10 protein-coding genes are annotated in these 10082 nt (G+C 65.6%); 5 read left to right on the top strand and 5 right to left on the bottom strand.

The genetic code is table 11. From position 1 onward, the window contains the following. Position 1: 1 nt before the first annotated feature. The 3 genes from rsmB to def are packed head-to-tail and all read right to left on the bottom strand — an operon-like array spanning position 2 to position 2808. Positions 2–1312, bottom strand: a complete 1311-nt coding sequence (rsmB, locus tag ACNFCH_RS09745; RefSeq protein WP_337159360.1) for a 16S rRNA (cytosine(967)-C(5))-methyltransferase RsmB — start codon at positions 1310–1312, stop codon at positions 2–4. Further along, on the bottom strand, positions 1309–2241 hold the full coding sequence (gene fmt, locus ACNFCH_RS09740) for a methionyl-tRNA formyltransferase (protein ID WP_416742687.1): 933 nt from the start codon (positions 2239–2241) through the stop codon (positions 1309–1311). The genes rsmB and fmt overlap by 4 nt, the downstream gene beginning before the upstream one ends. 60 nt (positions 2242–2301) lie before the next feature. Next, complete coding sequence (def, locus tag ACNFCH_RS09735) at positions 2302–2808, bottom strand: peptide deformylase (RefSeq protein ID WP_016394290.1); 507 nt, start codon at positions 2806–2808, stop codon at positions 2302–2304. A 208-nt stretch (positions 2809–3016) separates the two neighbouring features. On the opposite strand from def, the gene dprA reads away from it, so the two are divergent. The 3 genes from dprA (at position 3017) to ACNFCH_RS09720 (ending at position 5380) form a co-directional block, all read left to right on the top strand. After that, positions 3017–4114 carry a DNA-processing protein DprA gene (gene dprA / locus ACNFCH_RS09730; protein ID WP_416742686.1) on the top strand — a complete coding sequence of 366 codons (1098 nt, stop codon included), beginning with the start codon at positions 3017–3019 and terminating at the stop codon, positions 4112–4114. A gap of 37 nt (positions 4115–4151) precedes the next feature. Next, the gene (locus ACNFCH_RS09725; protein ID WP_070091321.1) at positions 4152–4709 is read left to right on the top strand and encodes an L-threonylcarbamoyladenylate synthase; all 558 of its coding nucleotides are present in this window, start codon (positions 4152–4154) and stop codon (positions 4707–4709) included. A 356-nt stretch (positions 4710–5065) separates the two neighbouring features. After that, positions 5066–5380, top strand: coding sequence for a hypothetical protein (locus ACNFCH_RS09720; protein ID WP_416742685.1), 315 nt, complete (start codon positions 5066–5068; stop codon positions 5378–5380). A gap of 121 nt (positions 5381–5501) precedes the next feature. Here the strand turns inward: ACNFCH_RS09720 and ACNFCH_RS09715 are convergent, their stop codons facing one another. Continuing rightward, the gene (locus tag ACNFCH_RS09715) at positions 5502–6479 is read right to left on the bottom strand and encodes an NADPH:quinone reductase (protein WP_337159358.1); all 978 of its coding nucleotides are present in this window, start codon (positions 6477–6479) and stop codon (positions 5502–5504) included. Between the two features lie 133 nt (positions 6480–6612). On the opposite strand from ACNFCH_RS09715, the gene hemF reads away from it, so the two are divergent. Next, positions 6613–7524 carry an oxygen-dependent coproporphyrinogen oxidase gene (gene hemF / locus ACNFCH_RS09710; RefSeq protein WP_337159357.1) on the top strand — a complete coding sequence of 304 codons (912 nt, stop codon included), beginning with the start codon at positions 6613–6615 and terminating at the stop codon, positions 7522–7524. Positions 7525–7548: 24 nt separating this feature from the next. Further along, a complete protein-coding gene (aroE, locus tag ACNFCH_RS09705; RefSeq protein WP_416742684.1) occupies positions 7549–8373 on the top strand; it encodes a shikimate dehydrogenase in 825 nt (274 codons plus the stop codon). Between the two features lie 87 nt (positions 8374–8460). Here the strand turns inward: aroE and ACNFCH_RS09700 are convergent, their stop codons facing one another. Further along, positions 8461–10026: a SulP family inorganic anion transporter gene (locus ACNFCH_RS09700; RefSeq protein WP_416742683.1), complete on the bottom strand. Its 1566-nt coding sequence runs from the start codon at positions 10024–10026 to the stop codon at positions 8461–8463. Between the last annotated feature and the right edge of the window lie 56 nt (positions 10027–10082).

The following is a 10082-nucleotide window of genomic DNA, read 5'->3' as shown; positions in this document are numbered from 1 at the left end:
CTTACCCGCGCGAGGCGGCGATCTTGATCAGCTTGGCATAGTAGAAACCGTCGTGGCCGCCTTCCTGGGCCAGCAGTTGGCGGCCGTGGGGCTGGCGCAGACCGGCATCGAGCGCCAGGTCCAGCTCGCGGGCACCGGGGGTGCGGGCGAGGAAGGCGTCGATCACGTCGGTGTTTTCCGTCGGCAGGCTCGAGCACGTGGCGTAGACCAGCATGCCGCCGACTTCGAGGGTTGGCCACAGCGCATCGAGCAGCTCGCCTTGCAGCGCCGCCAGGGCCGGGATGTCGTCGGCCTGGCGGGTCAGCTTGATGTCCGGGTGGCGGCGGATGACGCCGGTCGCCGAGCACGGCGCATCGAGCAGGATGCGCTGGAACGGCTTGCCGTCCCACCAACTGGCGGTGTCGCGGGCGTCGCAGGCGATCAGCTGGGCGTCCAGTTTCAGGCGATCGAGGTTTTCCCGTACTCGCGCCAGACGCTTGGCCTCCAAGTCGATGGCGACCACTTCACCTAGCCCGGCTTCGGCCTCGAGCAGGTGGCAGGTCTTGCCGCCCGGGGCGCAGCAGGCATCCAGCACGCGTTGGCCGGGCGCCAGTTCCATGAGGTCGGCGGCCAGTTGCGCGGCTTCGTCCTGCACGCTGACCCAGCCCTCGGCGAAGCCTGGCAGGCCGCGCACGTCGCAGGCCTCGGCCAGCAGAATGCCGTCGCGACTGTACTGGCAAGGGCTGGCGCTGATGCCGGCCTCGGCCAGCAGGGCCAGGTAGGCGTCACGGCTGTGGTGGCGGCGATTGACCCGCAGGATCATCGGCGGATGAGCATTGTTGGCGGCGCAGATCGCCTCCCACTGATCGGGCCAGAAGGCCTTGAGCGCTTTTTGCAACCAGCGTGGGTGAGCAGTGCGTACTACCGGGTCGCGCTCCATGTCGGCGAGCAGTGCCTCGCCTTCGCGCTGGGCGCGGCGCAGCACGGCGTTGAGCAAGCCTTTGGCCCACGGCTTCTTGAGCTTGTCGGCGCAGCCGACGGTTTCGCCGATGGCGGCGTGGGCTGGAATGCGGGTGTAAAACAGCTGGTACAGGCCGACCAGCAGCAAAGCCTGAACATCGGCATCGGCGGCCTTGAAGGGCTTTTGCAGCAACTGGGCGGCCAGCAGGTCCAGGCGCGGCTGCCAGCGGGCAGTGCCAAAGGCCAGGTCCTGGACCAGGCCGCGATCTCGCTCCTCGACCTTGTCCAGTTGCGCCGGTAACGAGCTGTTGAGCGAGGCCTTGCCGCTGAGCACAGCGGCAAGGGCGCGGGCGGCGGCCAGACGTGGGTTCATTGGCCGAGCACCTTGGCGCTTGCGAACTTCTCGCGACGGCTGTTGAACAGGTCGCTGAAGGCCAGGGCCTTACCGCCTGGCAACTGCAGACGGGTCAGGCTCAGGGCGCCTTCGCCGCAGGCGACTACCAGGCCGTCCTTGCTGGCGGAAAGGATCTCGCCGGGGGTGCCCTTGCCTGTGGACAACTGCGCCGCCAGGACCTTCACGCTCTCGCCGTCGAGGGTGCTGTGGCAGACCGGCCACGGGTTGAAGGCGCGGATCAGGCGCTCCAGCTCGATGGCTGGACGATTCCAGTCGATGCGGGCTTCGTCCTTGTTCAGCTTGTGCGCGTAGGTGGCCAGGGCGTCGTCCTGAACCTCGCCTTGCAGGCTGCCGTCGGCCAGGCCTGCAATGGCCTGCACCACGGCGCCTGGGCCCATCTGGGCGAGGCGGTCGTGCAGGGTGCCGCCGGTGTCCTCGGCGCTGATCGGGGTCACGACCTTGAGCAGCATGGGGCCGGTGTCCAGGCCCGCTTCCATGCGCATCACGGTCACGCCGCTCTCGGCATCGCCGGCTTCGACGGCACGCTGGATGGGCGCAGCACCGCGCCAGCGTGGCAGCAGGGAGGCGTGGCTGTTGATGCAGCCCAGGCGTGGGATATCCAGCACCACCTGGGGCAGGATCAGGCCGTAGGCGACCACCACCATCAGGTCTGGCTTGAGTGCGGCAAGCTCCGCTTGGGCCTCCGCGTTGCGCAGGGTCTGCGGCTGGAGCACCGGGATGCTGTGTTCGACGGCCAGTTGCTTGACCGCAGAGGGCATGAGTTTCTGGCCGCGGCCAGCCGGGCGGTCGGGCTGGGTGTAGACGGCCACCACGTCATAGGGGCTGTCGAGCAGGGCTTTGAGGTGTTCGGCGGCAAACTCTGGGGTGCCTGCGAAGACGATGCGCATGGAGTTCTCGCTTTGAAAAAGAAAAAGGCTTGCCGAAGCAAGCCTTCTGGAAGGTGGGGATCAGGCTTGCTGGCGGTGCTGTTTTTCCAGCTTCTTCTTGATCCGGTCGCGTTTGAGCTGTGACAGATAGTCGACGAACAGCTTGCCGTTGAGGTGGTCGAACTCGTGCTGCACGCACACCGCCAGCAGGCCTTCGCATTCCAGCTCGAACGGCTTGCCGTCACGGTCCTGGGCCTTGACCCGCACACGCAGAGGGCGGTCGACGTTCTCGTAGAAGCCCGGCACCGACAGACAGCCTTCCTGATACTGGCCCATGTCGTGGGTCAGCTCTTCGACGCTGGGGTTGATGAAGACGCGCGGTTCGCTGCGGTCTTCGCTGAGGTCCATGACCACGACCTGCTTGTGCACGTTGACCTGGGTGGCGGCTAGGCCGATGCCAGGGGCTTCGTACATGGTTTCAAACATGTCGTCGATCAGCTGACGCAGGGCGTCGTCGAACTCCGTCACCGGTTTGGCGATGGTGCGCAGGCGCGGGTCCGGAAATTCGAGAATGTTCAAGATGGCCATAAGGTCAGGCAGTCACTGTGCGTTCGGTTGAAAACTGAGCACACATAATAAAGGGAATCGGGGCATTCGGCACCTGGCAAAGCTCGGCTAGGGTGTGAAAGGACGGCATCGGGTCCATTCCATGGACAGCTTGTCAAAGTATTATCAACAAAGTTATCCACAGGTTGTGCCACGTGGATGACCCCTCGCCGATCAAGGATGATCCGCCATGAACATGCCTGTTGTGCCCGCCTGTCCACCTGCCGAACTCGAGGCGCGTTTGCGTTTGCATCGACTGCCCGAGGTAGGCCCGCGACGTTTCCACACCCTGATCGATGCTTTCGGCGATGCCGCTTCGGCCCTCAGTGCCCCGGCCAGCGCCTGGCGCGCATTGGGCCTGCCGGCGGCTTGCGCCGAGGCCCGTCGCAGTGCTGAAGTCCGTGACGGCGCTGGCGCCGCAATGGCTTGGCTAGAGCGTCCGGGCCAGCATTTGCTGATGTGGGACGCCCCTTCGTATCCCGCGCTGCTCGCTGAAACAGACACAGCCCCGCCACTGCTTTTCGTGGCTGGCGACCCTACATTGCTCGAGCGTCCGCAGTTGGCCGTCGTCGGCAGTCGCCGCGCAACGCCCCCTGCGCTGGACACCGCCAAGGCGTTTTCCAGGTGCCTTGCCCAGGCCGGTTTCACCATCACCAGCGGGTTGGCCCTGGGGGTCGACGGTGCCGCTCATCGGGCGGCGCTGCAGGCCGGTGGGCACACCATCGGCGTGCTCGGCACGGGTCTGCAAAAACTTTATCCACAGCGACACCGCGAGCTGGCCCGGGACATGATCGAGGGCGGCAGCGCGCTGGTGTCGGAGTTTCCCCTCGATGCCAATCCGCATGCCGCGAATTTTCCCCGACGCAACCGGATCATCAGCGGTCTGTCGCTGGGGGTATTGGTGGTCGAGGCGAGCCTGGCAAGCGGATCGCTGATCACCGCGCGCTTGGCCGCCGAACAAGGCCGGGAGGTGTATGCCATTCCGGGCTCGATCCATCACCCTGGTTCCAAGGGGTGCCACCAGCTGATTCGCGATGGCGCGTTGCTGGTGGAAAACGTGGAGCAGATCCTCGACAGCTTGCGCGGCTGGCAGAACCTGCCCCCGGCACCAGTGGAGAACCCCGCCCACCCGTTGCTCGCCTTGTTGCATGCCGCGCCTCAGACCAGCGAAGCCCTGACCCACAGCAGTGGGCAGCCGCTGGCCCAGGTACTGGCCAGCCTTACCGAGCTGGAGCTCGAAGGCCGGGTCACCAACGAAGCCGGGCGTTGGTTTGCCCGAAGCAGCTAAGTACACTGCGCATCAGGCTTAAATGCGGAGAGACAAAATGGTGAGCAGTTGGCGTGTGCAACAAGCCGCACGTGAGATCCGGGCAGGTGCGGTCATCGCCTATCCGACGGAAGCGGTCTGGGGCCTGGGCTGCGACCCGTGGAACGAGGACGCGGTGTACCGCCTGCTGGCGCTCAAGTCGCGTCCTGTGGACAAAGGGTTGATCCTGGTCGCCGACAACATCCGCCAGTTCGATTTCCTGTTCGAGGATTTCCCCCAAGACTGGATCGACCGCATGGGCAGCACCTGGCCTGGCCCGAACACCTGGCTGGTACCGCACCAGGACCTGTTGCCCGAGTGGGTGACCGGCGAACATGACACCGTGGCCCTGCGGGTCAGCGATCACCCCCTGGTGCGTGAATTGTGCGCGCTGGTCGGGCCGCTGATTTCCACCTCATGCAACCCAGGCGGACGCCCGGCGGCCAAGAGCCGGCTGCGGGTGGAGCAGTATTTCCATGGCCAATTGGACCTGGTGCTCGGCGGGGCGCTGGGTGGGCGCAAGAATCCGAGCGTGATTCGCAACCTGGTGACGGGTGAGGTCGTTCGGGCCGGCTGACCCAGAGTGGGCTCGGCGATGGGCCGCCACGCGGCCCCTAGGTATTGCAGGACTTTTCTGATTTCCCTCGAGCGGCTGTCCAGCTGGCATTTAGGGAAATACCCTACCTATCTGTCAGCTGCCGTCACCTTCCGGCAGGGAACCCATGCCTCTAGGCTCCAGACCGTCGCCAAATAACTTGGTGATCGGGTGTGGTAACCCGGCAGTCTAGGTTCTCCGTGGCAGTCCATGGCGGCTGTGCGCGGGAGGCTTTCGAGCCTGCCGGATTGGGAACCGCCGGTTTACCACCCTGCGTACAGCTGCCACCTAATTCGTGTGGTAACGGATTGAGTGCTGGCGCCAACAGGTAGGTTCCCATGAAAAAGCTTGTCCCTGATCCACCTCTACCCAACACCACATCTCGCCCTTTCGGCCGCTGCGACGCCGGTCATCCTCCCCTCTTCTCCACAAATCCCGACATCTCTGCCCACGACGCCCTCGTCCACGTAGCGCTCTACCTGCGCTGCGCCTACGAGACTGGCTTGAAGGCACTCGATCACCTGCACGAGTCAGGCCGCGGCATGTACTGGTCGAACCTGCACGCGATTGAAATGGCAGAGGGCTTGGTGGAGGCGATGCTCGATGGCATCGAGTCTGCACCAGCAGCTATCAGGCCCGCAGGCTCAGGCTAAGCAGAGTGAGCGCTGTGGGAGCGGGTTTACCCGCGAAGGCCTGGGTGAATTCACCGTTGCTTTCGCGGGTAACCCCCCACAGGTGGCGTGCTGAATCAAACAGCCGCGTAACGGTCGCGAATCAGGGCAGCAGCACAGTCGAGCCAACGGTCCTGCGCGCCGACAGCTCCGTCTGGGCCTTGGCCGCTTCGCTCAGCGGATACCGCTGCTGGATATCCACAACCAACTTGCCGCTGGTGATCATGCCGAACAAATCGTCGGCCATGGCCTGGGTGTTCTCTGCGTTGTTGGCGTAGCTGCCCAAGGTCGGGCGGGTGACGTACAGCGAGCCCTTCTGCGACAGGATCCCAAGGTTCACCCCGGTCACCGCACCGGAGGCATTGCCGAAACTCACCATCAGCCCGCGCGGGCGCAGGCAGTCCAGCGAGGTCAGCCAGGTGTCGGCGCCCACGCCGTCGTAGACCACCGCGCATTTCTCCCCACCGGTCAGCTCCAGCACGCGCTTGGCCACGTCCTCATGGCTGTAGTCGATGGTCGCCCAGGCGCCCAGGGCTTTGGCACGCTCGGCTTTTTCGGCCGAGCCGACGGTGCCGATCAGCTTGGCACCCAGCGCCTTGGCCCACTGGCAGGCCAGCGAGCCGACGCCACCGGCAGCGGCATGGAACAAAACGAAATCGCCTGGCTGCACGGCGTAGGTCTGCTTGAGCAGGTACTGGGTGGTCAGGCCCTTGAGCATCACTGCGGCGGCCTGTTCGAAGCTGATGGCCTCCGGCAACTTGACCACGTTGGCCTCCGGCAGGGTGTGCACTTCGCTGTAGGCGCCCAGCGGTCCGCCGGCATAAGCCACGCGATCGCCCACCTTCAGGCGGCTGACGCCTTCACCGACCGCTTCGACCACGCCCGCGGCCTCCGTGCCGAGGCCCGACGGTAGCGCAGGCGGTGCGTACAGGCCGCTGCGAAAATAAGTGTCGATGAAGTTCAGGCCGATCGCGTGGTTGCGTACGCGGACCTGCTGCGGCCCTGGCGGGGTCGGTTCGAACTCGACCAGTTGCAGGACTTCCGGGCCGCCGTGCTGGCTGAACTGGATACGCTTGGCCATCTTACACTCCGTTGTCATGGGGATCGGGAAGGCCTTCTATCGGACGCCTTTGCTTGATCGCCGTCAACTGCGGCGTGGCCGCCGCCGGTGGTATGCTAGCCGGCAAATTTTTCCGCTCCTTCCAGGTGACCCGATGACCAGCCGCACCGAGGCCGTGAAAGCCTACCTGCTCGACCTGCAAGACCGCATCTGCTCTGCCCTCGAAAACGAAGACGGCGGCGCCCGCTTCGTCGAGGATGCCTGGGTGCGCGAAGCCGGGGGCGGTGGCCGCACGCGGGTGATCGGCGAAGGCAAGGTGATCGAAAAGGGTGGTGTGAACTTCTCCCACGTGTTCGGCGCCGGCCTGCCGCCATCGGCCAGCGCGCACCGCCCGGAACTGGCGGGCCGTGGCTTCGAGGCGCTGGGCGTATCGCTGGTGATCCACCCGCACAACCCGCATGTGCCGACGTCCCATGCCAACGTGCGGTTCTTCATCGCCGAGAAAGAAGGCGAAGAGCCGGTCTGGTGGTTCGGCGGCGGTTTCGACCTGACGCCCTACTACGGCAACGAGGAAGACTGCATCCACTGGCACCGGGTCGCCGAGCAGGCCTGCGCGCCGTTCGGGTCTGATGTCTACCCGCGCTACAAGGCCTGGTGCGACCGTTACTTCCACCTCAAGCACCGGGGCGAGCCGCGTGGCATTGGCGGGCTGTTCTTCGACGACCTGAACGAGTGGGATTTCGACACCTGCTTCGCCTTCCTGCGCGCCATCGGCGATGCCTACATCGAGGCCTACCTGCCGATCGTCCAGCGCCGCAAGGCCACGCCTTACACGCCCGAGCAGCGCGAGTTCCAAGAGTTCCGCCGTGGGCGCTATGTGGAGTTCAATCTGGTCTATGACCGCGGCACCTTGTTCGGCTTGCAATCGGGCGGGCGCACCGAGTCGATCCTCATGTCGCTGCCGCCGCAGGTCCGCTGGGGCTATGACTGGAAACCCGCGCCGGGCAGCGAGGAAGCGCGCCTGACCGAGTACTTCCTGCAGGACCGCGACTGGCTCAACCAGTAAGCCTGTGGATAACGAGGAGCTCCCATGGACCAGTACGTCGTTTTCGGTAACCCCATCGGCCACAGCAAGTCGCCGTTGATCCACCGCCTGTTCGCCGACCAGACCGGGCAGGACCTGGAATACAGCACCCTGTTGGCGCCGCTGGATGATTTCAGCGACTGTGCGCGAGGCTTCTTCAAGCAAGGCGCAGGCGCCAACGTCACCGTGCCGTTCAAGGAAGAAGCCTTCCGCCTGTGCGACAGCCTCACGCCACGGGCCCAGCGGGCGGGCGCCGTGAACACCCTGAGCAAGCTGCCTGACGGCACCCTGCAAGGCGACAACACCGATGGCGCGGGCCTGGTGCGGGACCTGACGGTCAACGCCGGGGTGGAGCTCGCTGGCAAGCGCATTCTGATTCTCGGTGCCGGTGGGGCGGTAAGGGGGGTGTTGCAGCCGATCCTGGCGCACCGTCCGCAATCGCTGGTGATCGCCAACCGCACGGTGGAAAAGGCCGAGCAACTGGCCCGTGAGTTCGATGACCTGGGGCCGGTGGTCGCCAGCGGTTTTGCCTGGTTGCAGGAGCCGGTGGACCTGATCATCAATGCTACCTCGGCGAGCCTGGCGGGCGAGCTGCCGCCGATTGCCGACAGCCTGGTCGAGCCGGGGCGCACGGTCTGCTACGACATGATGTATGGCAAGGAGCCGACGCCATTCTGCCAGTGGGCCACCCGGCTGGGGGCGGCCAAGGTGCTGGATGGGTTGGGGATGCTGGCCGAGCAGGCTGCCGAGGCGTTCTTCACCTGGCGGCGCGTACGGCCGGACACGGCACCTGTGCTGGATGAGCTGCGTCGGCAGTTGGCGCGGGGCTGAGGTTGAGATTTTGGGGCCGCTTTGCGGCCCTTTCGCGGCACAAGGCCGCTCAGGGACAGTGCCGCGAAAGGGCCAGGTTCTGAAGCATCACTCCTCGAACCGGATCGGGCACAACGCGGCCCCTTCGAGCTTCTGCAACTCTTCGATCACCTGCGGCCGGGCCCGATGCAACGTCAGGCCCCCGCCACCGCGCTTCAGGCGCCGCGCCTCGCGGTGCAGCATGTCCACCCCTGAATAGTCGATGAAGTTGATCTGTCGCGCGTCGATCACGACCTGTGGCCCTTGGCAGCGTTGCAGGCGCACCTGCAGATAATGCGCGGCGCCGAAGAAGATCGACCCGCCCACTCGCAGCACATCGGTCTCCCCTTCCCGGCTCTGCTGCACACGAGGGCGCGAGGTACGCTTCAAGTAGAAGAACAGCGACGCCAGCACCCCGGCATAGATCGCCGTCTGCAACTCCAGCAGCAGGGTCGCGGCGGCGGTCAGTGCCATGACCAGGAACTCCGAGCGGCTGACCCGGAACAGTGAACGGATAGCCCGGTGATCCACCAACCCCCAACAGATCAGCAGGATGCTGCCGGCCATGGCCGGAATCGGCAGGTGTGCGATCAGCCCGGCGCCGGTCACGGCGAACAGGGCCACCCACAATGCCGAGAACACCCCGGCCATTGGCGAGCGGGCACCTGCGTCGTAGCTCAAGCCCGAGCGGGTGAACGAACCCGATGACAGGTAGCCGGAGAACAGCGCGCCGACCATGTTCGACAGGCCCTGGGCGCGGATCTCCTGGTTGGCGTCGATCAACTGCTCAGAACGCGCCGACAACGACCGGGCGATCGACAGGCTGGTCACCAGCCCGAGCATGCCCACCGCCACGGCGCTGGGCAGCAGGCGCAGGATCAGCTCCAGGTCCAGCAGCGGCAAGGGGCTCACGGGCGGAAGCTGACCCAAGAAGGCGGGCACCCTGGGCACATGGCCAAAGACGCTCGGCAGCAGCCAGGCGATAACGCTGACCACCACCAGACTTATCAACAGGCTCGGCCAGCGCGGGCGCCAGAGCTTGAGCACGACCCCGATCAGCAAGGTCGCCAGCCCTAGGGCGAGCGAGGGCAGGTCGACCTCGCCGGCATGATCGATCAGGTCGCGCAGGGTGCGCAGCGCCGTGGCCTGGCTGGGCAGGTCCATGCCCATGAGGTTGGGCAACTGACCGAGGGCGATCACCACCGCGGCGCCCAGGGTGAAACCGAGCACCACGGAGTGGGAGACGAAGTTGACCAGCGCGCCGAAACGCAGCATCCCCAGCAATAGCTGGAACACGCCGCCCAGGAAGGTCAGCAGCAGCACCAAGGTGATGTAGTCGTCGCTGCCAGCCACGGCAAGCGGGCTGATGCTGGCGTAAAGCACGATGGAGATGGCTGCGGTCGGACCGCAGATCAGGTGCCAGGACGACCCCCACAGGCAGGCCACCAGCACCGGCACGATGGCGGCGTACAGGCCATATTCGGCAGGCAGGCCGGCGATCAGGGCGTAGGCGATCGATTGCGGCAGCGCGAGGATAGCGCCACTGAGGCCCACCAGCAGGTCCTGGCGCAGGCTGCGACCCGATTGACGGGGTAGCCAGGTGAGGAAGGGCAGCAGGCGGGTCAGGTGGGGCATGGGGAATACAGTTTCCTGGAGATTTCACCAGCCCGTGGTAGCGGGTTTATCCGCTC

The sequence above is a fragment of the Pseudomonas sp. NY15354 genome, from assembly GCF_048068075.1.
Taxonomy (GTDB): Bacteria; Pseudomonadota; Gammaproteobacteria; order Pseudomonadales; family Pseudomonadaceae; genus Aquipseudomonas; species Aquipseudomonas guariconensis_C.
This window is presented reverse-complemented; position numbering and strand designations above follow the sequence as displayed.

Coding starts and splice junctions, on each gene's coding strand:
- def (WP_016394290.1), bottom strand. CDS start 2,808: ATGGCCATCTTGAACATTCTCGAATTTCCGGACCCGCGCCTGCGCACC.
- ACNFCH_RS09725 (WP_070091321.1), top strand. CDS start 4,152: ATGGTGAGCAGTTGGCGTGTGCAACAAGCCGCACGTGAGATCCGGGCA.
- ACNFCH_RS09720 (WP_416742685.1), top strand. CDS start 5,066: ATGAAAAAGCTTGTCCCTGATCCACCTCTACCCAACACCACATCTCGC.
- fmt (WP_416742687.1), bottom strand. CDS start 2,241: ATGCGCATCGTCTTCGCAGGCACCCCAGAGTTTGCCGCCGAACACCTC.
- ACNFCH_RS09700 (WP_416742683.1), bottom strand. CDS start 10,026: ATGCCCCACCTGACCCGCCTGCTGCCCTTCCTCACCTGGCTACCCCGT.
- hemF (WP_337159357.1), top strand. CDS start 6,613: ATGACCAGCCGCACCGAGGCCGTGAAAGCCTACCTGCTCGACCTGCAA.
- rsmB (WP_337159360.1), bottom strand. CDS start 1,312: ATGAACCCACGTCTGGCCGCCGCCCGCGCCCTTGCCGCTGTGCTCAGC.
- aroE (WP_416742684.1), top strand. CDS start 7,549: ATGGACCAGTACGTCGTTTTCGGTAACCCCATCGGCCACAGCAAGTCG.
- dprA (WP_416742686.1), top strand. CDS start 3,017: ATGAACATGCCTGTTGTGCCCGCCTGTCCACCTGCCGAACTCGAGGCG.
- ACNFCH_RS09715 (WP_337159358.1), bottom strand. CDS start 6,479: ATGGCCAAGCGTATCCAGTTCAGCCAGCACGGCGGCCCGGAAGTCCTG.